The sequence below is a fragment of the Nonomuraea sp. NPDC050540 genome (genome assembly GCF_044457485.1).
Classification (GTDB): Bacteria; Actinomycetota; Actinomycetes; order Streptosporangiales; family Streptosporangiaceae; genus Nonomuraea.
In genome coordinates, this window is the sequence record NZ_JBITHA010000008.1 from 179,891 (window position 1) to 206,381 (window position 26,491).

30 protein-coding genes and 1 pseudogene are annotated in these 26,491 nt (G+C 70.4%); 20 read left to right on the top strand and 11 right to left on the bottom strand.

Features of this window, described 5'->3' with window-relative positions:
* Positions 1-50: 50 nt before the first annotated feature.
* Positions 51-1,016 (bottom strand): 4-hydroxy-3-methylbut-2-enyl diphosphate reductase, encoded by a 966-nt coding sequence (locus ACIBI5_RS27690; RefSeq protein WP_397251588.1) that lies wholly within the window; start codon positions 1,014-1,016, stop codon positions 51-53.
* A 113-nt stretch (positions 1,017-1,129) separates the two neighbouring features.
* On the opposite strand from ACIBI5_RS27690, the gene ACIBI5_RS27695 reads away from it, so the two are divergent.
* From ACIBI5_RS27695 to ACIBI5_RS27705, 3 genes are all read left to right on the top strand, one after another.
* Positions 1,130-2,218: a hypothetical protein gene (locus ACIBI5_RS27695; protein WP_397251590.1), complete on the top strand. Its 1,089-nt coding sequence runs from the start codon at positions 1,130-1,132 to the stop codon at positions 2,216-2,218.
* A 26-nt stretch (positions 2,219-2,244) separates the two neighbouring features.
* Positions 2,245-3,570 carry an exodeoxyribonuclease VII large subunit gene (gene xseA, locus ACIBI5_RS27700; RefSeq protein ID WP_397251592.1) on the top strand — a complete coding sequence of 442 codons (1,326 nt, stop codon included), beginning with the start codon at positions 2,245-2,247 and terminating at the stop codon, positions 3,568-3,570.
* A gap of 78 nt (positions 3,571-3,648) precedes the next feature.
* Positions 3,649-3,897: an exodeoxyribonuclease VII small subunit gene (locus ACIBI5_RS27705; RefSeq protein WP_397251594.1), complete on the top strand. Its 249-nt coding sequence runs from the start codon at positions 3,649-3,651 to the stop codon at positions 3,895-3,897.
* Positions 3,898-4,241: 344 nt separating this feature from the next.
* On the opposite strand, the gene ACIBI5_RS27710 is transcribed toward ACIBI5_RS27705, so the two are convergent.
* Positions 4,242-4,649 carry a nitroreductase family deazaflavin-dependent oxidoreductase gene (locus tag ACIBI5_RS27710; RefSeq protein WP_397251596.1) on the bottom strand — a complete coding sequence of 136 codons (408 nt, stop codon included), beginning with the start codon at positions 4,647-4,649 and terminating at the stop codon, positions 4,242-4,244.
* An 86-nt stretch (positions 4,650-4,735) separates the two neighbouring features.
* On the opposite strand from ACIBI5_RS27710, the gene ACIBI5_RS27715 reads away from it, so the two are divergent.
* The gene (locus tag ACIBI5_RS27715) at positions 4,736-5,335 is read left to right on the top strand and encodes a TetR/AcrR family transcriptional regulator (RefSeq protein ID WP_397251598.1); all 600 of its coding nucleotides are present in this window, start codon (positions 4,736-4,738) and stop codon (positions 5,333-5,335) included.
* Position 5,336: 1 nt separating this feature from the next.
* Here the strand turns inward: ACIBI5_RS27715 and ACIBI5_RS27720 are convergent, their stop codons facing one another.
* Both ACIBI5_RS27720 and ACIBI5_RS27725 read right to left on the bottom strand, forming a co-directional pair.
* On the bottom strand, positions 5,337-5,867 hold the full coding sequence (locus ACIBI5_RS27720) for a DUF4245 domain-containing protein (RefSeq protein WP_397251600.1): 531 nt from the start codon (positions 5,865-5,867) through the stop codon (positions 5,337-5,339).
* Between the two features lie 11 nt (positions 5,868-5,878).
* A complete protein-coding gene (locus ACIBI5_RS27725; RefSeq protein WP_379610676.1) occupies positions 5,879-6,460 on the bottom strand; it encodes a TetR/AcrR family transcriptional regulator in 582 nt (193 codons plus the stop codon).
* A gap of 82 nt (positions 6,461-6,542) precedes the next feature.
* Between ACIBI5_RS27725 and glpX the strand changes: the two genes are divergently transcribed.
* A complete protein-coding gene (gene glpX, locus ACIBI5_RS27730) occupies positions 6,543-7,577 on the top strand; it encodes a class II fructose-bisphosphatase (protein WP_397251602.1) in 1,035 nt (344 codons plus the stop codon).
* A gap of 42 nt (positions 7,578-7,619) precedes the next feature.
* Here glpX and ACIBI5_RS27735 read toward each other — a convergent pair whose 3' ends face one another.
* Entirely contained in the window at positions 7,620-8,270 is a 651-nt protein-coding gene (locus ACIBI5_RS27735; protein ID WP_397251604.1) for a DUF1707 domain-containing protein, read from the bottom strand.
* Between the two features lie 59 nt (positions 8,271-8,329).
* Positions 8,330-8,878: a hypothetical protein gene (locus tag ACIBI5_RS27740; RefSeq protein ID WP_397251606.1), complete on the bottom strand. Its 549-nt coding sequence runs from the start codon at positions 8,876-8,878 to the stop codon at positions 8,330-8,332.
* A gap of 72 nt (positions 8,879-8,950) precedes the next feature.
* On the opposite strand from ACIBI5_RS27740, the gene ACIBI5_RS27745 reads away from it, so the two are divergent.
* Positions 8,951-9,607, top strand: a complete 657-nt coding sequence (locus tag ACIBI5_RS27745; RefSeq protein ID WP_397251608.1) for a DUF998 domain-containing protein — start codon at positions 8,951-8,953, stop codon at positions 9,605-9,607.
* 80 nt (positions 9,608-9,687) lie between these two features.
* Here ACIBI5_RS27745 and ACIBI5_RS27750 read toward each other — a convergent pair whose 3' ends face one another.
* Positions 9,688-10,284 (bottom strand): TetR/AcrR family transcriptional regulator, encoded by a 597-nt coding sequence (locus tag ACIBI5_RS27750; protein ID WP_397251610.1) that lies wholly within the window; start codon positions 10,282-10,284, stop codon positions 9,688-9,690.
* A gap of 73 nt (positions 10,285-10,357) precedes the next feature.
* Between ACIBI5_RS27750 and ACIBI5_RS27755 the strand changes: the two genes are divergently transcribed.
* From ACIBI5_RS27755 to ACIBI5_RS27770, 4 genes are all read left to right on the top strand, one after another.
* Positions 10,358-11,005: a phosphatase PAP2 family protein gene (locus ACIBI5_RS27755; protein WP_397251612.1), complete on the top strand. Its 648-nt coding sequence runs from the start codon at positions 10,358-10,360 to the stop codon at positions 11,003-11,005.
* 32 nt (positions 11,006-11,037) lie between these two features.
* Positions 11,038-12,198 (top strand): MFS transporter, encoded by a 1,161-nt coding sequence (locus tag ACIBI5_RS27760; protein WP_397251614.1) that lies wholly within the window; start codon positions 11,038-11,040, stop codon positions 12,196-12,198.
* A gap of 258 nt (positions 12,199-12,456) precedes the next feature.
* Positions 12,457-13,032 carry a DUF1772 domain-containing protein gene (locus ACIBI5_RS27765; RefSeq protein ID WP_397251616.1) on the top strand — a complete coding sequence of 192 codons (576 nt, stop codon included), beginning with the start codon at positions 12,457-12,459 and terminating at the stop codon, positions 13,030-13,032.
* A gap of 69 nt (positions 13,033-13,101) precedes the next feature.
* Complete coding sequence (locus tag ACIBI5_RS27770) at positions 13,102-13,227, top strand: hypothetical protein (RefSeq protein ID WP_397251618.1); 126 nt, start codon at positions 13,102-13,104, stop codon at positions 13,225-13,227.
* Here the strand turns inward: ACIBI5_RS27770 and ACIBI5_RS27775 are convergent.
* Positions 13,193-14,077: an EamA family transporter gene (locus ACIBI5_RS27775; protein WP_397251620.1), complete on the bottom strand. Its 885-nt coding sequence runs from the start codon at positions 14,075-14,077 to the stop codon at positions 13,193-13,195. The genes ACIBI5_RS27770 and ACIBI5_RS27775 overlap by 35 nt on opposite strands.
* Before the next feature lie 68 nt (positions 14,078-14,145).
* Between ACIBI5_RS27775 and ACIBI5_RS27780 the strand changes: the two genes are divergently transcribed.
* The 3 genes from ACIBI5_RS27780 to ACIBI5_RS27790 are packed head-to-tail and all read left to right on the top strand — an operon-like array spanning position 14,146 to position 17,348.
* A complete protein-coding gene (locus tag ACIBI5_RS27780) occupies positions 14,146-15,507 on the top strand; it encodes a PLP-dependent aminotransferase family protein (RefSeq protein ID WP_397251622.1) in 1,362 nt (453 codons plus the stop codon).
* Positions 15,508-15,556: 49 nt separating this feature from the next.
* Positions 15,557-16,495 carry a Gfo/Idh/MocA family oxidoreductase gene (locus tag ACIBI5_RS27785; RefSeq protein WP_397251624.1) on the top strand — a complete coding sequence of 313 codons (939 nt, stop codon included), beginning with the start codon at positions 15,557-15,559 and terminating at the stop codon, positions 16,493-16,495.
* A complete protein-coding gene (locus ACIBI5_RS27790) occupies positions 16,488-17,348 on the top strand; it encodes a deoxyribose-phosphate aldolase (protein WP_397251626.1) in 861 nt (286 codons plus the stop codon). Before ACIBI5_RS27785 ends, ACIBI5_RS27790 begins: the two co-directional genes overlap by 8 nt.
* Here ACIBI5_RS27790 and ACIBI5_RS27795 read toward each other — a convergent pair.
* Together ACIBI5_RS27795 and ACIBI5_RS27800 are read right to left on the bottom strand one after the other, a co-directional pair.
* On the bottom strand, positions 17,338-18,186 hold the full coding sequence (locus ACIBI5_RS27795) for an SDR family oxidoreductase (RefSeq protein ID WP_397251628.1): 849 nt from the start codon (positions 18,184-18,186) through the stop codon (positions 17,338-17,340). The two genes, ACIBI5_RS27790 and ACIBI5_RS27795, sit on opposite strands and share 11 nt — an antisense overlap.
* Before the next feature lie 98 nt (positions 18,187-18,284).
* Positions 18,285-18,917 (bottom strand): maleylpyruvate isomerase N-terminal domain-containing protein, encoded by a 633-nt coding sequence (locus ACIBI5_RS27800; protein WP_397251630.1) that lies wholly within the window; start codon positions 18,915-18,917, stop codon positions 18,285-18,287.
* Between the two features lie 37 nt (positions 18,918-18,954).
* Here ACIBI5_RS27800 and ACIBI5_RS27805 point away from each other — a divergent pair, with 37 nt between their 5' ends.
* The 4 genes and pseudogenes from ACIBI5_RS27805 (at position 18,955) to ACIBI5_RS27820 (ending at position 22,353) form a co-directional block, all read left to right on the top strand.
* Positions 18,955-19,539 carry a DinB family protein gene (locus ACIBI5_RS27805; RefSeq protein WP_397251633.1) on the top strand — a complete coding sequence of 195 codons (585 nt, stop codon included), beginning with the start codon at positions 18,955-18,957 and terminating at the stop codon, positions 19,537-19,539.
* Between the two features lie 44 nt (positions 19,540-19,583).
* Positions 19,584-21,230, top strand: coding sequence for a fumarate hydratase (locus tag ACIBI5_RS27810; RefSeq protein ID WP_397251635.1), 1,647 nt, complete (start codon positions 19,584-19,586; stop codon positions 21,228-21,230).
* 70 nt (positions 21,231-21,300) lie between these two features.
* Positions 21,301-22,023: pseudogene (locus tag ACIBI5_RS27815) on the top strand (leucine zipper domain-containing protein); the annotation flags it as partial.
* A 63-nt stretch (positions 22,024-22,086) separates the two neighbouring features.
* Entirely contained in the window at positions 22,087-22,353 is a 267-nt protein-coding gene (locus tag ACIBI5_RS27820; RefSeq protein ID WP_397251637.1) for a hypothetical protein, read from the top strand.
* Between the two features lie 235 nt (positions 22,354-22,588).
* On the opposite strand, the gene ACIBI5_RS27825 is transcribed toward ACIBI5_RS27820, so the two are convergent.
* A complete protein-coding gene (locus ACIBI5_RS27825; protein ID WP_397251639.1) occupies positions 22,589-22,777 on the bottom strand; it encodes a DUF5999 family protein in 189 nt (62 codons plus the stop codon).
* A 524-nt stretch (positions 22,778-23,301) separates the two neighbouring features.
* Between ACIBI5_RS27825 and ACIBI5_RS27830 the strand changes: the two genes are divergently transcribed.
* From ACIBI5_RS27830 to ACIBI5_RS27840, 3 genes are all read left to right on the top strand, one after another.
* Positions 23,302-23,910, top strand: coding sequence for a superoxide dismutase (locus ACIBI5_RS27830; RefSeq protein ID WP_184967702.1), 609 nt, complete (start codon positions 23,302-23,304; stop codon positions 23,908-23,910).
* A 70-nt stretch (positions 23,911-23,980) separates the two neighbouring features.
* A complete protein-coding gene (locus tag ACIBI5_RS27835) occupies positions 23,981-25,090 on the top strand; it encodes a serine/threonine-protein kinase (protein WP_379610702.1) in 1,110 nt (369 codons plus the stop codon).
* Positions 25,042-26,490 (top strand): serine/threonine-protein kinase, encoded by a 1,449-nt coding sequence (locus tag ACIBI5_RS27840; protein WP_397251641.1) that lies wholly within the window; start codon positions 25,042-25,044, stop codon positions 26,488-26,490. The genes ACIBI5_RS27835 and ACIBI5_RS27840 overlap by 49 nt, the downstream gene beginning before the upstream one ends.
* Position 26,491 lies beyond the last annotated feature (1 nt).

The window sequence follows — 26,491 nt, forward strand, 5'->3', positions numbered from 1 at the left end:
GGCTCGTTCTCGTTCCGGGCCCGAGCGGGCCCGGACGGGCTCGCTCGGGCTCAGGAGGCGCGCAGGTCCTTGCGCAGTTCGTGGGGCAGGGCGAAGCGCACGCGCTCGTCCACCGGCTGGACCTCGCGCACGTCGTCGAAGCCGTGCTTGGCCAGACGGACCAGCACCTCCTCGACCAGTTCCTCGGGAACCGAGGCGCCGCTGGTCACGCCGACCGTGTCGACGCCCTCCAGCCACTCGTCACGGATGTCGGCGGCGTAGTCGACCAGGTACGAGGCGTCGGCGCCGTAGTCCTTGGCCACCTCGACCAGGCGCTTGGAGTTGGAGGAGTTCTCCGAGCCGACCACGATGACGAGCTGCGACTCCGCGGCGATCTCCTTCACCGCGACCTGGCGGTTCTGGGTGGCGTAGCAGATGTCGTCGCTGGGCGGGTCGAGCAGCGTCGGGAAGCGCTCCTTCAGGCGGTTGACCGTCTCGACGGTCTCGTCCACCGACAGGGTCGTCTGCGAGAGCCAGACCAGCCGGCTCGGGTCCTTGACCTGGATGCGCTCGACCGAGTCGAGGCCGTCGACGAGCTGGATGTGCTCCGGGGCCTCGCCCGCGGTGCCTTCCACCTCTTCGTGGCCTTCGTGGCCGATGAGCAGGATGTCGTAGTCCTGGCCGGCGAAGCGCTTGGCCTCGTTGTGGACCTTCGTCACGAGCGGGCAGGTGGCGTCGATCGTGCGCAACCGCCGGTCGCGGGCCTCCTCGTGGACCGCCGGGCTCACGCCGTGGGCGGAGAAGACCACGATCTCGCCCTCGGGGACCTCCTCGGTCTCCTCGACGAAGATGGCGCCTCTGGCCTCCAGCGTCTTGACCACGTGGGTGTTGTGGACGATCTGCTTGCGCACGTAGATGGGGGCGCCGTACTGCTCCAAAGCCTTCTCGACCGCGACCACGGCTCGATCGACTCCGGCGCAGTAGCCGCGGGGCTTGGCCACGAGGACGCGTCGGCTGGTGGGGGTCTTCGGCTCCATGCTCCCTATGCTACGTGGAGCGGCGAACCGGCCGGCGCGTGCGTGCCCGTTACGCGTTTGCCAGACTAGCCGTCCAATACGGGCCCCCGCCCCGCGTAAACCAGGGAGTCGTCATGTCCCTCAGCGACGTGATACGGAACATCGCCAAGACCATCACCAACAAGGAAAAGGCCAAGGAGCTGCCACTCGTCGTCATCCAGTCCACCTTGAGCGCCGCCGGGCAGGCGTTGCTGCTCGTGGACCGGGTCAAGAACTCGATCAAGGGGCTGGCCTCACGGGAAGAGGTGGAGGAGACCAAGCGTCCCGCCGCCGAACAACTGGCCGAGAGCGCGGAGGACAAGCCCGCGCGCAGGGAGCCGGTCATCTTCGCGCCCCGTCCGAGCGCCACGGGCGCCGCCGAGCCGAACGGCACCGCCCCGAAGGCCAAGGCCGACCCGGTCATCTTCACCCCGGCCACCAAGCCGGACCCCACCCCCTCGGCCACCGAGCCGGCTCCGCCCGCGTCCCCGCCGGCCGAGGCTGTTTCCGCCCCTGAGGCTGTCGAGGCCAAGCCGGTTGTCGTGGAGGAACCGGCTGTCGAGAAGCCCGCCTCCAAGGAGGCCGTCACCACCGAGGCCGTCACCGCCGGGGCAGTCACCAAGGAGCCTGTCGGCGAGGAGCCCTCCAGCAAGGAGCCCACCGCCAAGGAGGCTGTCACCGAGGCGGTTGTCGTCGAGTCGGCCGAGCCTGTGGCCAAACGCGCGACCACCAGGCGCGCGAGCGCCAAGCCGAAGACCGTGACCCCGGAGGCTGCCGCTTCCGACGAAGCCGAGGCGCCGGTCAAGAAGCCCGCGCGGAAGGCGCCTGCCAGGACCGCCGCCGCGAAGCCCGCCGCTTCCAAGGCCGCTGCTTCCAAGCCCGCCGCCTCTGAGGCCGCCGCTTCCAAGCCCGCCGCTTCGAGGGCCGCTGCCGCTAAGCCTGCGGCCAAGAAGGCCGTTGCCGAGCCGGTTGCCGGGGAGGCTGTCGAGGCGGCGGGAGCCGTACCTGGGGAGCCTTTGGTGGGGTATGGGGAGCTGACCGTTGCTTCGCTCCGCGCGCGGATGCGTGGGAAGAGCGCGGCGCAGATCGGTGAGCTGCTCGCCTATGAGCGGGCCACGCAGGGGCGGCCGGAGGTCGTGAAGATGTACGAAAACCGCCTGGCCAAGCTCGAAGCCGGAGAATAGTCGGCCGGGCACCGTAGTCTGCCGCCATGAGCTCGAAGACCTCTCCCGAGTCGCCCTTGCCGATCCGTACGGTCCTGCAGATGGTCGGCGGCTGGATCGGCAAGCTCGGCACGGTCTGGGTCGAGGGCCAGATCACCGACCTGAGCGCCCGCGGCGGCACGGTCTTCCTGACCCTGCGCGACCCGGTGGCCAACGTCAGCGCACGGGTCACCGCGCCGCGCGGCGTCTACGAGGCGACCGTGCCGAGGCCGACCGACGGCGCCAGGGTCGTCGTGCACGTCAAGCCGGACTTCTGGGTCAACAGGGGATCGTTCGCGTTCACCGCCCTGGAGATCCGGCCGGTCGGTGTGGGCGAGCTGCTGGCCAGGCTGGAGCGGTTGCGGCAGTTGCTGGCCGCCGAAGGGTTGTTCAACGCCGACCGCAAGCGCAGGCTGCCGTTCCTGCCGGGCACGATCGGGCTGATCTGCGGCCGTGACTCGGCGGCCGAGCGCGACGTGCTGGAGAACTCGCGGCGCCGCTGGCCGGCGGTGCGGTTCAAGGTCGAGGAGGTGGCCGTCCAGGGGCCTTACGCCGTGGGCGAGGTCACCGAGGCGCTCGGCAAGCTCGACGCCGACCGCGAGGTCGACGTGATCGTGGTCGCGCGGGGCGGAGGTTCGCTGGAGGACCTGCTGCCGTTCTCGGACGAGAGCCTGGTCAGGGCGGTGGCGGCCTGCCGTACCCCGGTGGTGAGCGCGATCGGCCACGAGCAGGACAGTCCGCTGCTCGACCTTGTGGCCGACGTGCGCGCCTCCACGCCGACGGACGCGGCCAAGAAGGTCGTACCGGACGTCGGCGAGCAGCTGACGCTGGTGCGGCAACTGCGTGACCGGGGGCGCCGGGTGGTGGGCGGCTGGCTCGACCGCGAGATGTCGTGGCTGACGTCGGTGCGTTCGCGCCCGTCGCTGGCGGATCCGGTACGCGAGCTCGAACGCAGGGCCGAGCAGGTCGACGCCTTGCGGGATCGCACGCGGCGCAGCCTGACGGGTTCGCTGGACCGGGCCGCCGACTCGCTGTCGCACCTGCGGGCCCAGCTCGTGGCCCTGTCTCCGGCGGCGACGTTGGAGCGGGGGTACGCGATCGTGCAGCGTCCCGACGGGGACGTGGTACGGCTGGCCAAGGATGTGGCGCCGGGCGACGTGCTGACGATCCGTCTGAGCGACGACCGGCTGGCCGTACGGGCCGAGGGCGGCGCGAGCAGCGGAGGCGGCGCGAGCGACGGCGGTACCGGTTCTGGGGGTGGCGCGGCGGCGAAGCCTGCCAGGAAGCCGCGCAAGAAGGCCGCGCCCGAGCAGCCCGCCCTCGACGAGCCCTAGGCGAACCAGGTCAGGGCCGGGCCCGGTCATCGGCGGGCCAGGGCGCGATTGTCGGTCTCTGACTCTAGGGTGGGTCGCGTGGCAGACGAGAACGCACCCGGGGCCTCCTCCGACAGGACACCGTCGTACGAGCAGGCTCGGGAGGAGCTGACCGAGGTGGTGCGCCGCCTGGAGACGGGCGGGCTGACCTTGGAGCAGTCGATCGAGCTGTGGGAGCGGGGGGAGAAGCTGGCCGCGGTGTGCGAGGAGTGGCTTCAGGGGGCCCGCGTCAAACTCGCCGCCGCGATGGCCCGCCGCACCGAACCCGCCGAAGACGCCCCGTTCTAGCCCCGACGCCGCTCCCTGCGGAGCTCGCGGGATGCGCCTGGTTTCCGGCCGGTGAGCCCGCCGTGTGGTTCGGGCCTGCGGCTTGCCGTGTGGTTCGGGGTTGTCGGCTTGCGCTTGGTTCGGGTCTGGCTGTGCGCGTGGGCGGGCTTGGTGGCCCTGCCGCGTGGTCGGGCCCGTGGACCACGCGGGTGGCCGGCGGGGCGGTCGTTACGGTGACCCGCCACGCACGCTGGACGACCGTTCCCCTGGACGGGGCCCGGCCACGGGCGGCGGGTGGGGCTCACTTGGCTGGGCCGTGAAGGATGGGCGGGGTTAGAACGCCCACGCGCGGCTCGATGGCGAGGTCAGGTGCGGTGCAGGGACAGGACGGGGATGCGGCGGGTGGTCTTGGCCTCGTACTCGGCGAAGCCCGGGGCGATGGCGACCATGCGGGCGTACAGCTCGTCACGCTCGGTGCCGTCGATCTGCTTTGCCTTCGCGGAGAACGTCTCGGTGCCGATCTCGGCGGTCAGTTCCGGGTGGGCGAGCAGGTTGTGGTACCAGGCCGGATGGTTGTCGGCGCCGCCGTTCGAGGCGATGATCACGTAGCGGTCGCCATCCGGCAGGTACATCACCGGCGAGGTCGTCTCGTTGCCGGACTTGGCGCCCTTGGTGGTCAGAAGGACGAGGTCGTGGCCTTCGAAGTATCCGCCGACCTTGCCGGCGTTGGCCCGGAATTCCTCGATCACCTGCTGGTTGAAGTCGTTCGGCATTGCCACTCCCAAAACATGTAAACGGAGAACTCTCCGCATCAGAGTAACCGGAGAGGTCTCCGTTTCCAAGTGGCTATGCTCAAGCTGTGCGCGAACGCCAGCAACTTCCCGTTCTCGGGCAACCTCCTCCCGAACGCGCCGATGCCGCACGCAACAGGCAGAAGATCGTCGACTGCGCCGCCCGCATGATCGCCGAACGCGGCGCCGAGCAGCTCTCGCTCGACGAGGTGGCGCGCGAGGCCTGCGTGGGAGTCGGGACCGTCTACCGCCGCTTCGGCGACCGCGCCGGCCTGCTCTACGCGCTCATCGACGAAAGGGAGCGGCACTTCCAGGCGGCGTTCCTGAGCGGTCCTTCACCGCTGGGGCCGGGCGGCACGCCCGCTGAGCGGATCTCCGCGTTCCTGCGCGCGCTCGTCGACCACCTCTTCGGGCAGGAAGAGCTCTTCCTCCTCCTGGAGAAGAGTTCGCCGAAGGCCCGCTTCACCGGCCCGTACCACGTCTACCACGCCCACCTGACCGCCCTGCTCGCCCGGATCCGGCCGGGCGCCGACCAGCGTTTCCTGGCCGACGTCCTGCTCGCGCCCGTCAACGCGGGCCTGCTCAACTTCCAGCGGACCGAGCGCGGGTTCACGATCGAGCAGATCAAGGACGGGCTCGACGCGCTGGTCGAGGTGATCGCGCGGTAGCTCAGGCGGGCTTGGGGACTTCCTTGAGCGCGGCGGCCAGCTGGGCGAGCTCGGGCCAGTCGGCGGTGCCGGTGACCACGAGGGTGACTCCGGGCAGCGTTCTGATCAGGGTCCGCTGGTTCTTGTCCTCGCGGAAGCGCTTGTCCCAGGGCTGGCCGTTGACCTGCTCGGTGCCGACGGACTTGTCGCTGTTGGCCATCCGGTTGCCGAACCCGGCGCCCGGCTGCTCACCCGACTGGGCGAACATGGCATGCTCGCGCTTCGCGGTCGCGTACCCCAGATAGAGGACCTTCGCGCCGTTCGCGCCGTCGGCGATGCGGTTGCTGTTGGGGACCCAGCCGCCGGGGTCCTGGGCGGGGCCCCACACCTTGTACGGCACGGCCCGGTTGAAGTTGGCCAGCGTGATCGAGTAGTCCCGCTTGGGGATGCGCTCGGTCCTGCTCTGGGGCGTCATCAGCAGGAACAGGCCCACCGCCGCCAGGCAGACGAACAGGGCCACCGCGTAGGAGTAGAAAGTTCGGGTCAACCGCACAACTGATGAGGCTACCCTGCCGGGGCGACGGGTCGGAGTTGGCCGATGATGGCGAGAACGTCGTCGGCCAGCTTGCGGTCGCCGGAGAGCGTGACCTCGTTCACGGCCGCGGCCAGCGCGCCGGTGATGGCGATCACCAGGGCGGGCTGGCCCTCGAACAGGGCGGCGTTGCGCGAGGCCCACGTGCGCAGCCGGTCGCGCATGACGACCTCGAAACCGGGCGGCCCGTCCCCGCGCAGGAACAGCGCGGCCAGCTCGCGTTCTTCCAGGCAGCCGTCGAGGTAGGCGCGGGCGGCACGCAGGAAGACGCGCATCGGGTCCTGGTCGCCCGTCTCGCGGGCCTCGCGGGCGGCCCGCTTGGTCCGCTGCGTCTGTCTGCCCTGGAAGTCCTCGAACAGCGTGAGGTAGAGGTCGGCCTTGCCGGAGAAGTGGTGGTAGAGGCTGCCGACGCTGGCGTTGGCGCGCGCCACCACATCGGTCACGCCCGCCTCCGCGAAGCCCTTCGAGACGAAGACCTCCTTGGCCGCCGTGAGAAGGCCGACACGGGTGGCCGCGCCTCGGCCCGTCACCGCCCGTTCCACATCGCTGCTCATGAGAGGCACATTATCCTCCGCTGACCGGGGATAGAGGGGCAACTACGATCGAGGCAGTTGTCCACGAGGAGGCCCCACCATCATGTCCGATCAGACGTCTGTACCCGCAGCGCTGGCCACGGGCGAGCACGCCCCTGATCGAAACCTCGCCATGGAGCTCGTCCGCGTCACCGAAGCGGCCGCGATGGCCGCCGCGCGCTGGGTGGGCAGAGGCGACAAGAACGGCGCGGACGGCGCCGCCGTCAACGCGATGCGCCAGCTCATCAACACCGTGTCCATGAACGGTGTCGTCGTGATCGGCGAGGGCGAGAAGGACCACGCGCCCATGTTGTTCAACGGCGAGCAGGTAGGTGACGGCAGCGGTCCCGAGTGCGACGTGGCCGTCGACCCGATCGACGGCACCCGGCTCACGGCGCTCGGCATGCCGGACGCGGTCTCGGTGATCGCGGTGAGCGAGCGGGGCTCGATGTTCGACCCGTCGGCCGTGTTCTACATGGAGAAGCTCGTCACCGGCCCCGAAGCGGCCGACGTGGTGGACATCGAAGCCCCCGTGGCGGCGAACATCCAGGCCGTCGCCCGCGCCAAGGGCTCCTCCCCCGCCGACGTCACCGTGGTCATCCTCGACCGCCCGCGGCACGACCAGATCGTCAAGGAGATCAGGGAGACGGGCGCGCGGATCAAGTTCATCCCCGACGGCGACGTGGCCGGCGCCATCATGGCCGCGCGCGCCGGCACGGGCATCGACCTGATGCTCGGCATCGGCGGCACCCCGGAAGGCATCGTGGCGGCCTGCGCGCTGAAGTGCCTGGGCGGCGTCATCCAGGGCAAGCTGTGGCCGCGTGACGAGGCCGAGCGGCGCAAGGCACTCGACGCCGGCCTGAACCTCGGCCAGGTCCTCACCACAAGCGACCTCGTCCGCTCCGACGACGTCTTCTTCGCCGCGACCGGGATCACGCAGGGCGAGCTCATGCAGGGTGTGCGCTTCCGCGGCGGCGTGGCGGTGACGCACTCGCTGGTGATGCGCGGCCGTTCGGGAACGATCAGGAAGATCGAGAGCGAGCACCAGCTCTGGAAGCTGCGCGCCTACTCCGCGATCAACTTCGACACCGCGGGCTGAGCCCGCCTTTCCGGCTTCCGGTACGGCGGGCCGTACCGGAAGTCAGCGGCGGCGCTTACGGCGAGGCGGCTCCTTGACCTTCACCTCGCCCATGAAGTTGGTGGTGCGGACCTCCACCACCGGCCCGTCAGGCTCGGTGTGCTGCTTGGTGAGCCGCACGGTCTTGTCCTTGGCCACGCGGATCACCTCGAGACCCTCGGGCACGTGGATCTCCAGCCCGCCCAGGACCAGCGTCGCGTTGATGATGACGCGCCGGTTCTGCAGGATCGCGTCGCGCAGGTCGAGCTTGGTCATCCCGAACATCGCGGTCACGGCGAGCTCCGCAGGAACCACCCATCGGCCGCCGCGCTCTTCCTTCTTGAAGATCGCCGCGACCGGGCGCCCGTCCAGGAGCAGCGGCTGCTCGTCGGCGGGCAGCAGGTCGACGGTGAGGCCGGCCAGGTCGCCAAGGGTGCGGGCGGAGTAGAGGACGCCGAGGCGTTCCTCCAGCTCGTCGAGGGTGATGCGGCCGTCGGCGTGGGCGTCCTGGAGCACTTGGGCGACGCGCTCGCGGTCGGCGTCCGAGGCGCGCAGTTCGTGCGGCTGGGGCAGGTCGCTCGCGCGCTGCTGACCGCGCGCCGACTGCCATTCCTCGGCCAGCCGCTCGCCCACCTCGGCGAGTTTCGGCAGCCAGGATCCGGGACGTTCATTCACACTTCGACGATATCCGGCGCGCGGCAGAAACTGTCGGTGCCGACGCCTAACGTTTCGGCTCAATGAAGGGTGGGGCCGCTCACGTCCAGTGTGGTGAGCACCTCGCCGTCCTCGCCGAGCGCCTCCACCTCGGGCGCCCGGCGGGCCGACCAGACCACGATCAGGAAGCCGTGGAAAGGGACGTCGATGAGGCGTCCGCGCACCCGCACCCGCCGCACCTCGGCCGAGGCGGTCAGCTCGGCGTGCCGTAGATACCAGCCGGTCCAGGGCAGCCGGTGTTCCGGGTTCATCAGCACCCCGCCGTTACCCGGGCACCGCAGATAGTCCTCCGGCCCCTTCGCCGGCACGCGGCCGACCAGCGGATACTCGATCGTCCCGCCTCCGCCGCCGCCCCGGTGCTCCCAGTCGCCACCCCGCTTCTTGAACAGATGGACCATGATCATGGGCCCGCCGTTGCGATCGGACAGCACCGCCACCGCCCCGCCCTCACCCGATCTGTCCATGGCCAGCGGCACATAGCCCCGATCGGCGTCGAACACCGTGCGGACTTCTTGCGGCATGCCGTGATCGAGCAGGTGACGGCATTCGGCAAGCATCCCCTTGTCCATCTTCCGAACGTAACCCAGCCCTACCACGTTTCCACCCGGAATCGGGCCGGGATCGCGGCCGTTGTCTTCTGCATGGAGAGAGCGGCACGGGCGGGGCTCGGGGCGGTCGTGGCCGGGGTGGCGGTGATCATCGGGCTGGACCTCGCCTACCTGGGCGAGGTCAACCCCCTGCGCCGCACGATCAGCGAGCACGGCCTGGGCGACCAGGGATGGATCTTCGGGCTCGGCGTGGGCACGCTCGCCCTCGGCTCGGCGGCGATCGGGCTGTCGCTGGCCAGGCGGCGCATCGCCGGCTGGTTCGGGACCGTCGCGCTGCTGGCCTGGAGCGCGGGGCTGCTGATCACGGCGTCGTTCCCCAAGCACGACTGGGCGGTCGGGCCGAGCCTGAGCGGCAGCATCCACCGGGTGGGCAGCTTCATCGCCTTCCTGAGCCTGCCGATCGCGGCGCTGGTCATCGCCCGGCCGTGGCGGCATCGGCACGGGATGTCCTGGGCGGCGTTCCTGCTCGGGCTCGGGTCGGTGATGTGGGTGGCGGGCATCGGCGCGGCCATCATGCTGGCCACCCGCAACGGTCTCGCCTGGTGGCAGGTCATGCCGCTCGGCCTGGTCGAACGCGGCATGGCCGCCACGGAGGTGGCCGCGGTCATCGCCCTGGGCGCCTGGGCCGGCTTCAGGGGTCCCGCACGGGCTCCCGCCGTCGCCCCGGTCCGGGAGGCGACCTCCGGTTGAGCGCGCTCAGGCCACACGGAGCGTTGAGCGCGGTCAGGCCGTACGGAGCGTTGAGCGCGGTCAGGTGGTACGGCGTGCGGTCAGGACCCGCGGAGGGCGGTGGCCAGGTCGGTGACGTAGCCGCGGAAGATCGCCGGCATGTCCACGCGGTCCGGGTCGAGGAGCCACTGGGTCTGCAGGCCGTCCATCATGGCGATGAGGCGGTCGGCGTGGGCCTCGGCGTCGAGGTCGGCGCGGAACTGGCCGCTCTCCGCACTGCGGCGCAGGGCGGCGGCGACGCCTTCGCGCAGGCGGTGGTAACGATTCCTGGCCCACTCGTGGCCGGGGTGGTCGGCGGTTACGGCCTCGCCGCTGATGACGGAGAACAGTTGCACGAGGCCGGGCACGCGGGAGTTGTACTCGACCACGTCCACCAGCACCTTCAGCATCTCCGGGCCGTCGCTGACGTCGAAGCCGTAGCGGCGCATGTCCATCTCGTCCCGGTAGTCGAGGACGGCCAGGAGCAGGCGTTCCTTGCTCTTGAAGTGGTGGAGAAGGCCGGCCTGGGTGAGTTCCGCGCGTTCGGCGATGCGGGCCAGTGAGGCGCCGCGGTAGCCGTTCTCGGCGAACTCGAGCAGGGCGATGGCGAGGATGCGCTCGCGCCGTGCCTCCCCAGTGGCGTATCCCCGGCGTTTCACCCCGGCACCTTACCAGGTCACATAATTGCAACAAACCTACCTAGCAGTCAGGGGTTCGCCTATCTTCCCGGGCATGGAAATCCGCCCCCGCTGGACGCTCGCCTGCGGGCTCGTCCTCCTCGCCCTGGGCGCCGTCTTCACCGGGATCATGCTGGCCGACCCGGCGGCGCCGTTCACGCAGAGCTTCGACATCGCGTGGCACGAGGCCGTGCTCGGCACCCGCAACAACGCGCTCACCGTGCTGTCCCACCTGCTCAACCTCAGCGGCGGGCGGGGCAGTGTGGTGATCATGGTGGTCCTGATGGCCTGGTGGCTGGTGACGGGACGGCGCTGGGGCGCGGCGCTGCTGCTCACCGCCGCCTCGGCCACCACCGTCGTGGCGCAGGGCGTCAAGCGGCTGGTGCTGCGCGAGCGGCCGGCCGATCCGATGGTGAGCGTGGACGTCGGCTCCTTTCCTTCTGGACATGTGGTGACGGCGGTGACGTTCTGCCTGGTCATCGTGGCCGTGATGGCCGCCGGGAACCTGCGGGCCGGGCTGACGGCGACCGCCGTCTTCACGGTCCTGATGGTCTGGGACCGCACCTACCTCAGCGCCCACTGGTTCTCCGACACGATCGGCGGCGTGCTGCTGGGCGGGGGCACGACGCTGTTGCTGTGGTGGGGGTTCGCGCCGCTGCTGCGGAAGGACCTGGTCAGGAGAGAGGCCAAGGCACTAACCTGACGCCACCTCACGTTTACTGCAGGAGGCACGCGGTGAAGACCCCCCGAAACCGCCTGGCCCGCTCCGGCACGTTCGCCGTGTTCGCGGTGCAAGGACTCTCCTTCGCCACCCTGCTCACGCAGGTCGCCGCCATTCAGGGCCGGCATCGGCTCGACGAAGGCGAACTGACCCTCCTGCTGCTGATCGTCCCGGTACTGGCCGGACTCGGCAGCGTCGGCGCGGGCACCCTGGCCGCGCGCCTGGGCAGCAAATGGCTGCTCCGCCTGGCCCAGCCGCTGGTCGCCGCCGCCGTCGTCCTCACCGGCCTGGCGCCCAACGTGCCCGTCCTGCTCGTGGCCCTGCTCCTGTTCGGGCTGGGCGTCGGCGGGGTCGACGCCGGCATGAACATGCAGGGCGTCGCCGTCGAGCGCCGGTACGGCCGGCCGCTGCTCAACGGCTTCCACTGCGTATGGAGCGTCGCCAGCCTGCTCGGCGCGCTGTGGGCGTCGGCCATGGCCTCCGTCCTCCCCCTGTCGCTGACGATGGCCCTGCCCATGGTGCCGGCCGTCGCGGGCTCCCTGATCGCCGGGCCGCTGCTCTGCACGATCGAGGAGGAGAAGACCGAGCGGACCACGACCGCCGCCGCCCGCTTCCCGTGGAAGCCGATCATCCCACTCTGCCTGGCGATGGCCTTCCTGTACGTCGGGGACGCCGCCATCTCCAACTTCTCCACCGTCTACATGAAGGACGTCCTGGCCGCCGGCGCCTCGGTCATCCCGCTGGCCTACGCCGCGTACCAGGCGACCACGCTGCTCGTGCGCCTCGGCGGCGACTTCGCCGTCAGAAGGTACGGCCCCGCGGCTATCGTCCGGATCGGCGGCGCGATCGCCGCCCTGGGCTTCCTGGGCATCGTCCTGGCCCCGAACCAGCCGCTCGCCATCGTCGCCTTCGGCCTGACCGGGGTGGGACTGTCGGTGGTGGCGCCCCAGTCGTTCTCGGCCGCCGGGCGCCTGGACCCGGCGGGCACCGGGGTGGCGATCGCCCGCGTGAACCTCTTCAACTACGTGGGCTTCATCGTGGGCGCCGCGCTGGTCGGCGGCATCGCGGACGCGGCCGGGATGCAGGTGGCGTTCGCGGCGCCCTTGGTCCTGGCGGCCGCCATCATCGCCCTGGCCCCCGGCTTCCACCCCAAACTCCCCGCCCAGACCTCCTGACCCCCGACCGTGGGCCGCCCGAAAGCCACACACCACCCACCTGCCCAGCAACCACCCCGCACAGTACACACCCAGCGGCCTGCCGACACGGGTGCGCCCCAGGCTGCCCGGCGGGGCGCCTGGGCCGGAGACCATGCGTGAGGCCGAGTCAGGAAGCCAGGGCCGTGGGGAGCGAGACGCACGGGACATGCGGGGGCGCGGCGCGCGTGGCACGCGGGGCGGGTGGGGTTGCATGGGTGGGGTGCCACAACGTGCAGGGTGTTTGGGTTGGTGTTTCGGGGTGGGGTGCGTCAGGGTGGCGTTCGCCTGCCGTATCGCACCACGGAGAACAGCTTGAAAGCTCTCAGCACGCTCACCCTGATCCTGTCCACGCTCAGCGCCGGTCTCATGGCCGGGTTGTTCGCGGCGTTCGCCTACTCGGTGATGCCGGGTCTCAAGCAGAGCGGTGATCGCACGCTGGTCGAGGCGATGCAGCGGATCAACGTCGCCATTCTCAACCCTCTGTTCATGAGCGCTTTCATGGGCGGTCTGCTGTTCATGCTGGCGGCGGTGATCCTGCACTGGCGGGGTGATCTGCGGCCGGTGCTGCCGTGGGTGATCGCGGGGTTCGTGCTCTATCTGGTGATGTTCTTCGTCACCGCGGGTGTGAACGTGCCGCTGAACGATCAGCTCGCCGCGGCCGGGGACCCGGACAAGATCGCGGATCTGGGGGCGGTGCGGGCCGCCTTCGAGGCGAAGTGGGTGACGTGGAACATCGTGCGGGCCCTGGCGGCTACGGGCTCGTTCGGGTGCTTCATGTGGGCCCTGGTAGTTCATGGCGCAAAATCTCAGTAAAACGCGAAATATCGGGACACCAGGTGCCTCCCTCCCAGCGTTTCACCGAGTAAGAGGAGGGAGGCCGCCATGGAAGTCGGATACATCGTCATCATGGCCATCGGCCTGCTCGTCGTGGGCGGCATCGGGGTCGCCACCGTGTTCATCGTGCTGAGCGGCATCAAGAGCGGACAGTGGCCGACGCTGAAACGCTAGCCGCGGAGGACCCGCGCCGAGCGGTGAGCCCGGCCACGATGCCGGCGATCACCAGCCCGGCACCCAGCAGGTCGTAGGCGGAGGGCGTGGCGACGCCGAGCACGATCCCGGTCACGATCGCACCGACCGGGATCATCCCGGCGAACAACCCCGCCAGCCCCGCCCCGAGCCTGGGCAACGCCGAATACCAGAGGAAGAACGCCACCACCGTCACCACAACGGCCAGGTAGAGCAGCCCGAGCGCCTCCGGCAGCGTAGGCACCCGGAACATCGACGTGCCCTCGACCGCCACCCCGGCCACCGCGAGCATGGGCACCGCCAGCGCCGTCGAGTAGGCCGACACCCGGATCGCCCCCAGCTTCGGCAGCAGCGGAATGGCCAGGAGCGAGAAGCTCACCTCCCCCACCAGCGCCCCGAGCGCCCACAGCAGCCCGCCGGTGCTCCCCGTCCCGAGGCCGGTGGCCAGCGTCGCCCCCGCCACGACGACGACGGCCCCTGCCAGCAGCCGCGGCGCCGGTCGCCCGCTGACCAGCGCGAGCACCAACGGTACGGTCCCCAGCACGGTGCCGACCAGCGCCGGGCCGGAGTCGCGCGTGGACTCGATCACGCAGATGTTGAACACCACCAGCCCCAGTACGGCCAGCCCCACCAGGCAACCGACCTCCCGGAGCGTCAGCCGGACGAACCGCAGCCCGAGCGCCCTGGTCACCACCAGCAGGACCGCCGCGGCAAGGAGGTAGCGCACGGCCTGCCCGCCGTACACCGGATAGTCCTTGATCAGGCCGGACACGGCGGCGAGCGTCCCCACCATGAACATGGCCGTGGCCGCGCCGAGAGCTCCGTTTCTCATGGTCAGCATGCTAGAAAGGCAATGGCTTGCCGAAACAGTCCAATATCCCGCGATAAACGGGGACCAATGTGACCGATCTTCATGTTCTGCTCGATCGGGAGCGGGGCGGGCTGGCCGCGCAGATCGCCGCCGAGCTGCGCGGGTCGATCCGCGACGGCCGCCTCGCGCCCGGCACCCGCCTGCCCGCCAGCCGCGACCTCGCCACCGATCTGGCCGTCTCGCGAGGCGTGGTGGTCGAGGCGTACGAGCAGTTGGTCGCCGAGGGCTTCCTGGTCTCGCGGGTGGGCAAGGGCACCCACGTGGCCGCCGCCGTCGCCGCGCCGCGCCAGGCGCCGCCGCCGCGCCAGGACACCGTCTGCGCCCCCTTCTACGGCCATCGCCCCACCTCGCCCGACCTCAGCGGGTTCCCGCGCGAGCGCTGGCTGGCCTCGGTCAGGCATGTGCTGACCACGCTGCCCTCCGACGCGTTCGACTACGGCGACCCGGGCGGCGTGTCGGAGCTCAGGCAGGAGCTGGCCGGCTACCTCAAGCGGGTCAGGGCCGCCGACGTGCGTCCGGAGAACCTCATCATCGTCGGCGGCGTCGCGCAGGGCCTCAGCCTGAGCCTGCTCGTGCTCGGCGTCGAACGGCTGGCCATCGAGGACCCCAGCAGCCCACGTCAGGTCCCGCTGGTCAGGAGGGCGGGCGCGACGCCGGTTCCGGTGCCCAGCGACGACGAGGGCCTGGACGTGAAGGCGCTGGCCGCCAGCGGGGCTGACGCGGTGCTGATCACGCCGGCGCACCACTACCCAACGGGCGTCGTGCTCTCCCCCGGCCGCCGCGCCGAGCTCATCGAGTGGGGCGGGATCGTCCTGGAGGACGACTACGACGCCGAGTTCCGCTTCGACCGCGACCCCGTCGGCTGCCTGCAGGGGCTCGCGCCCGACCGGGTGATCCTCTCCGGCAGCGTGAGCAAGTCGCTGGCGCCGGGCCTGCGGCTGGGCTGGGTGGCCGCGCCGGAAGACCTCGCCGCCGCCGTACGGCAGGCGCGCGGCGAGCTCGATCTAGGCTCCCCGGTGATCGAGCAGTACGCGCTGGCCCACTTCCTGCGCACCGGCGGCTACGACCGGCACCTGCGGCGCACCCGCAGGGAGTACAGGAGGCGCAGGGACGCGCTGGTCACCGCGCTGAACGAGCAACTGCCCGAGATCCGGGTGCGGGGCATCGAGGCCGGTCTGCACGTCTACCTGGAGCTGCCGGAGCACTGGGACGAGCCGGCCGCGGCCGCCGCCGCGCAGGCTCTCGGGCTGGCCGCCGAGCCGGTGGGGCCGATGCGGTTCCGCCCCGGGCCGCCGGCGATGGTGGTCGGCTTCGCGCGGGTGCCGGTTCATCGGGCGGCGGGAGCCGTCCGGGAGCTAAAGGTCAGAATGTCAGGACAAAGGATTGACTGAGCCAGAGGCGTCGCCTAGAAAAGAGAAGCCAAACACCCTTGGAGGCGCGATGCGCGTCGGACTGCTCGGCCTGGGCAGGATCGGAGCCTTCCACGCGGCCACGCTGGCCGCCCACCCGCTCGTCGAGGAACTGATCGTCGCCGATCCCGTGCGCACGTCGCCGCACGGGCGGCCGGGCGACCCGTTCACCTGCGACGCGCTGGTCATCGCCACGCCGACCGGCACGCACGCCGAACTGCTGAGGACGGCCATCGAGCGGGGCATCCCGGCCTTCTGCGAGAAGCCCGTCGCCGCGACCGTCGAGGAGACCCGCGCGCTGGCCGAACTGGCCGCCAAGAAGGGCGCGCACGTGCAGATCGGCTTCCAGCGCCGCTTCGACCCCGGTTTCGCCGAGGCCGCGCGGGCGCTGCGCGCGGGTGAGCTGGGCGAACCGCACCGGCTCCACCTCATCACCGCGGACCCGGCTCCGCCGTCCGCCGAGTACGTCGCCACCTCGGGCGGGATCTTCCGCGACTGCCACATCCACGACTTCGACCTCGTGCGCTGGATCACCGGCCGCGAGGTGGCCACCGTCTACGCCACCGGCTCGAACCTGGGCCCGGCGGACTTCTTCGCCGCCGCCGGGGACGTGGACACCAGCGCCGCGCTGCTCACGCTCGACGACGGCACGCTGGCCACCGTGCAGGGTTCGCGCTACAACGGCGCCGGCTACGACGTGCGGATGGAGCTGGCCGGCAGCAAGGCCACCCACGCGGTCGGGCTGGGCCCGCGCGCGCCGATCAGCGGGTTCGACGGGCCGCCCTGGCCGGACTTCGTCAGCCGGTTCGCCGACGCGTACGCGCAGGAGATCGATGCCTTTCTGCGCGGTTCGACCAGTCAGTGCACGATCGAGGACGCGCTGGCCGCCCTCTACGTGGCTGAGGCGGCGGAGCTGTCGCGGCGCGAGCGGCGTCCTGTCGACATCACAGAGATGGTGGGCCTTGGCTGACTACCGCGAGATCAGGCAGATCAGGGCCCTGTATCCGGAGCGCATCGCGGACGCGGCGGCCTCGCGGCGGCGCCGTCCCGCCACCGGCGCGCGCGGCCAGCTCATGATCATCGCGGCCGACCATCCCGCGCGCGGCGCGCTGGGGGCGGGCCGCCGCCCGCTGGCCATGGGCAGCCGGGTGGAGCTGCTCGACCGCCTGGTGACCGCGCTGGCCAGGCCGGGCGTGGACGGGCTGCTGGCCACGCCGGACGTGGTCGAGGACCTGCTGCTGCTCGGCGCCCTGCACGGCAAGATCGTGATCGGTTCCATGAACCGGGGCGGCATCCAGGGAGCGGCCTTCGAGTTCGACGACCGCTTCACCGCCTACGACGTGCCGACGATCGCCCGGATGCGGCTCGACGGCGGCAAGATGCTCTGCCGCATCGCCCTCGACGAGCCGGGCACCGCCGCCACGCTGGAGTCCTGCGGCAGGGCGGTGACCGAGCTCGCGGCCGGTGGCCTGATCGCCATGGTCGAGCCGTTCTGGTCGGCGCGCTCCGGCCACGACCTGTCGCCCGAGGGCGTCATCAAGGCCGTCAACGTCGCCCAGGGCCTCGGCGCGACCTCGGCCAGGACCTGGCTGAAGATCCCGGTCGTGGCGGACATGGAGCGCGTCATGGCCGCCACCACCCTGCCCACGCTTCTGCTGGGCGGCGATCCCGGCGAGGCGCCCGACCTGGCGTACGCGGCGTGGCGCAAGGCCCTGCAGTTGCCCGGTGTGCGCGGGCTGGTCGTGGGCCGGGCGCTGCTGTACCCGCAGGACGACGACGTGGCCGGGGCCGTGGACACCGCCGTCTCCATGCTCACGCCGTGAGCCCGGGAGCGGGCACCGCCTTCTCGGCCGCCCGGCTGACCTCCTCCCAGGCGGCCCACGTCTCCATGCGCTGCTGGGAGACGCTGAACGCCAGGTCGTAGACCAGGCTGCCGAGCAGGAGGCGCAGCGGCGGGTTCGGGCTGTCGACCAGCTTCAGCATGGCCTCGGCGGCCAGGCGCGGCTCGCTGTCCACCGAACCCTCCGCCCACTGCTTGGCCAGTTCGGCCCGCAGCTCGGCGTACTCCGGCCGCGCCTCCGACGTGGCCATGCTCGTGTACAGGTCGGTCCAGTAGCCGCCCGGCTGGACCATCGTGAGCTTGACCCCGAACTGGGCGGCCTCCATGGCCAGCGCCTCGCTCATGCCCTCCAGCGCGAACTTGCTCGCGCTGTACAGGCCGGTCGTGGGGAACGCGCCGAGCGCCCCGATGCTGGAGATCTGCACGATGTGTCCGGACCTCTGCTCCCTCAGGTACGGCATCGCCGCCTGAGCCACCCACAACGCCCCGAAGAAGTTGACCTCGAACTGCGCTCTGGCCTCCTGCTCGGTGAACTCCTCGATCATGCCGGATGACATGGTCCCGGCATTGTTGACCACGATGTCCAGGCGGCCGAAGTGGTCGTGCGCGGCCTTCACGGTGGCGAACACCGCGTCCCGGTCGGTCACGTCGAGCACCCGGACCAGCAGCGCGTCCGGATACTTCTCCCCCAGCTCACGCAGCGGCTCGACGTTCCTGGCCACGGCCGCCACCCTGTCACCGCGCTCCAGCGCGGCCTCCGTGAACGCGCGGCCGAGGCCGCGGCTGGCACCGGTGATGAACCACGTTTGGGCAGTGCGCATACGGTGTCTCCTCAGAAGGTGAACCGAGACGGTTCGTCTCGCTTCGAGAAGTATGCGGGCGCGGCCCGCCCATGTCAAGACGGACCGTCTCGTCTCATTCAGAAGGCGGCGATACTCCCCGGCGAACGCTCGGCCCGCGACAGCGCCCGCAACACCTCAGTCCCCCCATGACGCCGTACGGCCAGCCGCGCCAGCAGGTCGATCACCGTCTCCATCACCCCGTCGGGCAGTACCGGAGTCGCCACCCCCACGCTCACCGCCAGATCGTCGCTGTGCACGGCCAGCTCCATCATCCGCGTGCGGAGAAAGTCGGACAGCGACAGCGACCACGGCCCCCACAACGGGATGCGCACCGCCCGCTCCGGCGCCACGGCCAGCGTCCGCGTCAGCTCGGCCACCGCCGCGTCGAGCGCGCCGGCCAGGGCGTCCGCGCCCGCCGCCGCGACCTGCTCGCCGCCGTCCCTGATCCGGACGTTCACCGGGTCGTCCGGAGCCGATCCGATCCACTCCACGCGGGCGTAGTGGCCGATCAGGGTGACCGTCTCCTCCTCGGGAACCGGGTCGGCCAGCGCCTGCCGTACACCCAGGACCTGATAGGCGAGATGCCCGGCGAGGCCGGACACGCTGAAGTCGGCGAGCGCGCTCGGACTGGCCCAGGCCGCGGCCACCTCCGGCGCGCGCAGCAGCGTCGCCGCCGAGCGGGCGGCGGCGAGGAAGTCATCCCTGACCATGCTGGAACACCCCTTTCCCGTGCAGGAGACTCTGAGCATGACCGATCACAAGGCACAGCTCCACCGCTACCTGCGTGACGCCCGCGACGCCATGGTGTGGAAGCTGGAGGGGCTGGCGGAGTACGAGGCACGCCGGCCGATGACGCCGACGGGGACCAACCTGCTCGGCCTGGTCAAGCACCTGGCCGGGGTCGAGACCGGCTACTTCGGCAGCGTGTTCGGGCGGCCCTTCCCCGAGCCGCTGCCGTGGATGTCCGAGGACGCAGAGCTCAACTCCGACCTCTGGGCCGCTCCGGAGGAGTCACGCGCCGACATCCTCGGCCTGTACGAGCGGGCGTGCGCCCACGCCGACGCCACCATCGAGGAACTGGACCTCGACGCCACCGGCACCGTGCACTGGTGGCCGGAGGAGCGCCGGCACCCCACCCTCCATCTGCTGCTCGTCCACATGACGGCCGAGACGAACCGGCACGCCGGGCACGCCGACATCGTCAGGGAGCTGATCGACGGCACCGCCGGGCTGCGCCGGAGCAACGACAACCTCCCCTCGACCGAGGCCGCGTGGTGGGAGGAACACCACGCCAAGGTGGAGGCCGCCGCGCGGAAGGCGGGCGGAGGCTGACCGCGGTGGGCGTACCCTCTATGGGGACCGAAAGGATCGAGAGAATGCCCGAGTTCGACTACACCGACCTGCTTCCGCTTGGCGCCGACGAGACCGAGTACCGGCTCATCACCACGGAGGGGGTGCGGAAGGTCGAGGCGGCCGGGCGGACGTTCCTCGAAGTCGACCCCGAGGTGCTGCGGTCGCTGACCGAGACCGCGATCCACGACATCTCCCACTACCTGCGGCCCAGCCACCTGGCCCAGCTGCGGAAGATCGTCGATGACCCCGAGTCGAGCGGCAACGACCGCTTCGTCGCGCTCGACCTGCTCAAGAATGCCTCGATCTCGGCCGGCGGCGTACTGCCCATGTGCCAGGACACCGGCACCGCGATCGTCATGGGCAAGCGCGGGCGCCACGTGCTCACCGACGGGCGCGACGCCGAGCACATCTCCCGCGGCGTCTACGACGCCTACACCAAGCTCAACCTCCGCTACTCGCAGATGGCGCCGCTGACGATGTGGGAGGAGAAGAACACCGGCAGCAACCTGCCCGCCCAGATCGAGCTGTACGCCGAGGGCGACGACAGCTACAAGCTGCTCTTCATGGCCAAGGGCGGCGGTTCGGCCAACAAGTCGTTCCTGTACCAGGAGACCAAGGCGGTGCTCAACGAGAAGCGCATGCTGGCGTTCCTGGAGGAGAAGATCCGCTCACTCGGTACGGCGGCCTGCCCGCCGTACCATCTGGCGGTGGTCGTGGGCGGCACCAGCGCCGAGTACGCGCTGAAGACGGCCAAGTACGCCAGCGCCCGCTACCTCGACGCGCTGCCCACGGAGGGGTCGGCGGCCGGGCACGGCTTCCGTGACGTGGAGCTGGAGAAGAAGGTGTTCGAGCTGACCCAGAAGCTCGGCATCGGGGCGCAGTTCGGCGGCAAGTACTTCTGCCACGACGTGCGGGTGATCAGGCTGCCGCGGCACGGGGCGTCCTGCCCGGTGGCGATCGCGGTGTCGTGCTCGGCGGACCGGCAGGCGCTGGCGAAGATCACGCCGGAGGGCGTCTTCCTGGAGAAGCTGGAGACCGACCCGGCCCGCTTCCTGCCGGAGACCACGGACGAGCACCTGTCTGACGACGTGGTAGAGATCAACCTCAACCGCCCGATGCCCGAGATTCTCGCCCAGCTCACGAAATATCCGGTCAAGACGCGGCTGTCGCTCACCGGCCCCCTCGTCGTCGCCCGCGACATCGCCCACGCGAAGATCGGCGAACTCCTCGACAACGGCGGCGAGATGCCGCAGTACCTGAAGGACCACGCGGTCTACTACGCCGGCCCCGCCAAGACGCCCGAGGGATACGCCTCCGGCTCCTTCGGCCCGACGACCGCCGGGCGGATGGACTCCTATGTCGAACGGTTCCAGGCCGCGGGCGGATCCATGGTGATGCTGGCCAAGGGCAACCGGTCCAAGCAGGTGACCGACGCCTGCGCGGCGTACGGCGGGTTCTACCTCGGCTCCATCGGCGGCCCGGCGGCGCGCCTGGCACAGGACTGCATCAAGAAGGTCGAGGTGCTGGAGTACCCCGAGCTGGGGATGGAGGCCGTGTGGAAGATCGAGGTGGCGGACTTCCCGGCGTTCATCGTGGTCGACGACAAGGGCGAGGACTTCTTCACCGACAGAACCGGCCCCGTCCTGTCGATCACCCGCCCACCGCGCTAGATGTACTTGGCCGAGATCTTGGTGACACATGGCCGGGATGAGCTGATCACATAGAAGACCTCCGGGCTTAGTGGAGTTAGCCGCTTCACCAAACACCGGAGGCCTTGATGGGACACGCTACGCCCGGCTGACGTTTCACGGCAGATGCCTGCTGGTTCGCCGTGTCGTGCAAGACGGCCGCCCGGTGGCCCATGTCGCCGCCGAGCTGGGCGTCTCCCGGCAGTGCGGACATCGGCGGGTACGGCGTTTCCGCGCGGAGGGCTGGGGCGGGCTGCACGATCGGCGTAGCGGCCCGCACACCTCGCCCCGCCGTACCCCAGCCGAGACCGAGCAGCAGGTTCTGGCCGCCCGCGCCGAGCTACGCGCCGGGCCCGATCAACTCGCCGCCGTGACCGGGGTGCCGGCCCGGACCATCACCCGCATCCTGCGCCGCCACCACATCCCCGTGCTGGCCGCCTGTGACCCACTGACCGGCGTGCCGATCCGCGCCCAGCGCATCAGCAGCCGCCACTACGAACACCCCGCGCCCGGCGACATGATCCACCTAGACGTCAAGAAACTCGGCCGTATCCCCGACGGCGGCGGTCACCGCGCCCACGGCCGCAGCGAACAGGTCCGCAGCCGCGGGATCGGCTACGACTACCTGCACACCGCCATCGACGACCACTCCCGCCTGGCCTACAGCGAAGCCCTGACCGATGAGAAGGGCCAGACCTGCGCCGCCTTCCTGGCCCGGGCCGCCGCCTACTTCGCCGACCACGGCATCACTCGCATCCAACGGGTCCTGACCGACATTCAAACTTGGTGATGTTCCCCAAGATGCTCTCCCTGCTCGGAACTGCTCCCGGCCGACGGCGTGCACGTCGGCCAACGGCGGTCCATCGGCGTCACGGACCGGGTCGTGCTCACGCTGGTGTTCGCGGGAGCGATCACGGTCGGCGGGATGAGCGCCTGGGCCCCAGAACTGCTGCTGTCCGCAGGTGGCGTCGCGGCAGTGGCCGGCCTGCTGCTCGCTGCCGTCGTGGCGGCTTTCTGGCAGAACAGGCTGCGGCGGGGACAGTGGTCGGACCTGTATGAGGAGCCGGCATGGCGGCGGCGTGCCGGCGAGCCGGACGGAAGCTAGGCCCGCTCGTTCAAAGCGATCTTGTCTGGGCTCCTGCCGGAGGCGTCCAAGCCCAATCGCGGAAGGCGTCCAGCCGGGATTGAGCGTCTCGTCCTGACCCCGGGGCGCCGGAGGCGCGCCTTGGGGAGGGGACCCGAGCGGAGTGAGGATCGACAGGGGCCGAGCTTCAGCTCGACTGGAAGAACGCCCGGAACCTCCCACGCGCGAAGCGCGCCAAGGTGGAGGACCTTGCCTTTCAGGCGGCGACCGGCTCCCGATGGGGCGCGACGATCGTGCCGTCCGGCAGCAGCAGCCCGGTGTCGTCGAACAGCACCACGCCATTGCACAGCAGGCTCCAGCCCTGGTCAGGGTGGGCCGAGATCACGTGCGACGCCTCACGGTCGGCGGAGTAGGCAGTGGGGCAGATCGGCTGGTGACCGCACATCGTGCACCTCTCAGGTGACTCCTGGAAAAGCTTGGGGTTTTCAGAAGGGCAGCTTGCGCCCTGACGGAGTGCGGAGGTCCAGCGCGGTCCCGGCGGGCTTCTTCGGACGGGGCCTGATCTGGGTCTGGCGCATCTTCATCACGTCCCTAAGGTCTGGGCGCTTGCCCTCATTCTGACGATCGGGACCGACAGTTTCGGGGGCTGCCTGCCTGCTTCATGGCTTCACTCTGCGCCGTACCTCTTACCGCACACCTACAACCCACTGACAAGACGCGACAAGGGTTTCGTAAGCGGGTTCAGGGGTCCCCCTACAACGGGAGTTGGGGACGAACCGGCCGCAGGCACAAACGGCGGTGCGGGCGAACGGAGACCGCTCGCCCGCACGACCAGGACCTAACTGACTCTTGCCATGATGTCTTACTTGCGAATAACTCGCAAGAAGGGCTAGACCTAGGTCGCAGGTCTGATGCAGTTGCGAGATAGTTGCAATAGTGTCGGATGCCAGTGATCGACTAGGAGGACACATGGGGGAGTACACCCTTCCTGACATGCCTTACGACTACGCGGCGCTGGAGCCCGCCATCACCGGCGAGATCCTGGAACTGCACCACGCCAAGCACCACGCGGCGTACGTCAAGGGCGCCAACGACACCCTGGAGCGCCTCGCGGAGGCCCGCGACAAGGGCGAGTTCGGCGGGCTGGTCGGCCTGGAGAAGACGTTCGCGTTCAACCTCTCCGGCCACGTGCTGCACTCGATCTTCTGGGAGAACCTCTCCCCCGACGGCGGCGACCGTCCCGACGGCGCGCTGCGGGCGGCCATCGACGAGCACTTCGGCACGTTCGAGGCCTTCCAGAAGCAGTTGACGACGGCCACCGCCGGGGTGCAGGGTTCCGGTTGGGGAATCCTGGCGTGGGAACCGCTCGGCAAACGCCTGGTCGTCGAGCAGGTCTACGACCACCATGGCAACGTCGGCATGAACAGCACGCCGCTCCTGGTCTTCGACGCCTGGGAGCACGCGTACTACCTGCAGTACCGCAACGTCCGCCCGGACTATGTGGAGAAGCTGTGGAGCCTGATCAACTGGGACGACGTGACGCGTAGGTTCGCTGACGTCACAAGTCAAGCGAGTTGACCAAAGTTCGCAACTTTTTATCGGCCCGGCCTCTACTGGTCGGTTTACACAAATAGGTAAGCTGCCTGCCATGCGTGCGCCCGCCGGTTACCTCCTCGCCGCGCGCTACCGGTTGTTGGAGCCGGTCGGCCGCGGTGGCATGGGCACCGTTTGGCGAGCGCATGACGAGTTGCTTGACCGGCACGTGGCGGTCAAGGAGGTGCGGCTGCCGGCCGTACTCGACGAAGAGCTGCGCGCGGAGTTGTGCGCCCGCACCGAGCGCGAGGGCCGGGCCACCGCGATGGTCGCCCACCCCTCGGTCATCACCGTCTTCGACGTGGTCACCGAGGACGACCGGCCGTGGATCGTGATGGAGCTGCTCCAGGCCAAGTCCCTGGAGCAGCTCATCCTTGAGGACGGACCGCTCCACCCGCGCAAGGCCGCCGAGATCGGCCGCCAGATCCTGGGCGCGCTGCGCGCCGTCCACGCCAAGGGCATCCTGCACCGCGACGTGAAGCCCAGCAACGTGCTGGTGACCGAGGACCGCGCGGTGCTCACCGACTTCGGCCTGGCCGCGCTGGAAGGCGACGTCTCGATCACCCAGGCGGGCATCGTGCTGGGGTCCGCGGGTTACATCGCGCCCGAGCGGGTGCTGGGCGCCAAGGCCAGCCCCGCCGCCGACCTGTGGTCGCTCGGCGCGACCCTCTACACCGCCGCCGAGGGCAGAGGTCTCCATGGCCGGCGTACGGCCGCCGCCGCCCTGGCCGCCCTGACCAGCGGCGAACCGATCCCGATGGCCAAGGCGGGCCCGCTGGCGCCCGTGCTCGACGCCCTGCTGCGCATCGACCCGGAGACCCGGCTCGACTCGGTGCGCGCGTCGCTGATGCTGGCCCGTGTGGCGGCGGGCGGTTCGGCCGAGGAGCCGCTGCCGGTGAAGAGGGGCGCGCGGCCGACGCCGGTGATCACCACCCCGTCTTTCGCGCGCAGGCCCGCGCATCGCGGGCTGCATCGGGCGGAGGCCACGGCGGCCGCGCTGGCCGTACCCGGGCCCAGGATGGAGCGCAGGCAGGGCGAGGGCGTGCACCGCAAGCGCGTGGAACCACGTCCCACTCTGTCGGCTTATGCCCGATTTAAAGCTGCGGTGATAAAGTTGTGCCTTCCTCGTCGCTTCTGGCCACGAGAACTTCGCAAGCGAGGGTAAAGCACTTCCTAAGCGAGAATCGATATCTTCTACCCATGCCGGAACAGCACACACGCCTGCTCGCGGAGCGCTACGAGCTGACGGCCCCGCTTGGCCGGGGCACCATGGGCACCGTGTGGCGCGCCCGTGATCGCGCCCTCGGCCGGGACGTGGCGGTCAAGGAGATTCGCCAGGATCCCGGGCTCAGCGAGGAGCAGCGTGCCGAGCTGCGCGAGCGCATGGTCAGGGAAGGCCGTACCGCCTCCAGGATCAACCACCCGTCGGTCGCCTCGATCCACGACGTCATCATCGAGGACAACAGCCCGTGGATCATCATGGAGCTGGTCGAGGCCCGCTCGCTGGAGCAGGTCATCGACGAGGAGGGCCCGCTGCCGCCGCGGCTCGTGGCCGAGATCGGCGTCGACCTGCTGGGCGCGCTGCGCGCCGCGCACGCCCAGGGCATCACCCACCGCGACGTCAAGCCCGGCAACGTTCTCGTCACCGCGAGCGGGCGGGTGGTGCTGACCGACTTCGGCATCGCCAAGCAGGAGGGCGACAGCAAGCTCACCAAGACCGGCATGGTCATCGGCTCGCCCGGCTACACCGCTCCGGAACGCGCCCGAGGCGAATACACCGGGCCGGAATCAGACATCTGGTCGCTCGGCGCGACCCTGTACTTCGCGGTCGAGGGCCGGCCGGCGTACGAGCGCTCGTCGATCGCCGAGACGCTGGCGGCGCTGCTCAGCGAGAGCGCCGACCTGCCCACGCAAGCGGGGCCGCTGCGCCCGGCGCTGACCGGGCTGCTGAACAAGGACTACAAGCAGCGGCTGAGCGCGGCGCAGGCCGAGACCATGCTCAGGATGGTCGCCGACACGCCCACCAGTGAGATCCCGATCATCAAGGACGAACCGCCGAAGGCGCCGCCGCGTCCCCCGAGGCCCGCCGAGGGCTACGACCCGGACCGCACGATCGCCGTACGGGTCCCCAAACCACCCCAGATGCCCACGGCCACCCGTCCTCCGGCCCAGCCTCCCGCCGCCCCGCCCGTACGCAACCCACAGGCCCCCGCCTACCCGGCCTCGGCCAACACCGCGCCCCACCCCACGTCCCGCCCCCAGCCTCCGGCTCCACCCGTGCGCCGGCCGCCGGTCGACGAGGGGGACGTCAACACCATGCGCGTCTACCCGCCCGGCCAGCAGGTCTACCCGCCGCCCCCGCACATGCGCCCGCGGCAGCAGCAACCACCGCAGCCGCCGCCGATCTTCGAGGAGAAGGGGCTGGGCACCGACCTGTTCGCCATCGCCGGCACCCAGCAGGAGCCGCCGCAGACCGGCAACAAGCGCGGCATGCTCATCCTCATGGCCGTGGCGGCGGCGACCGCGGTCATCATCGCGATCCTCATCGTGGCGCTCGTCAGCTGAG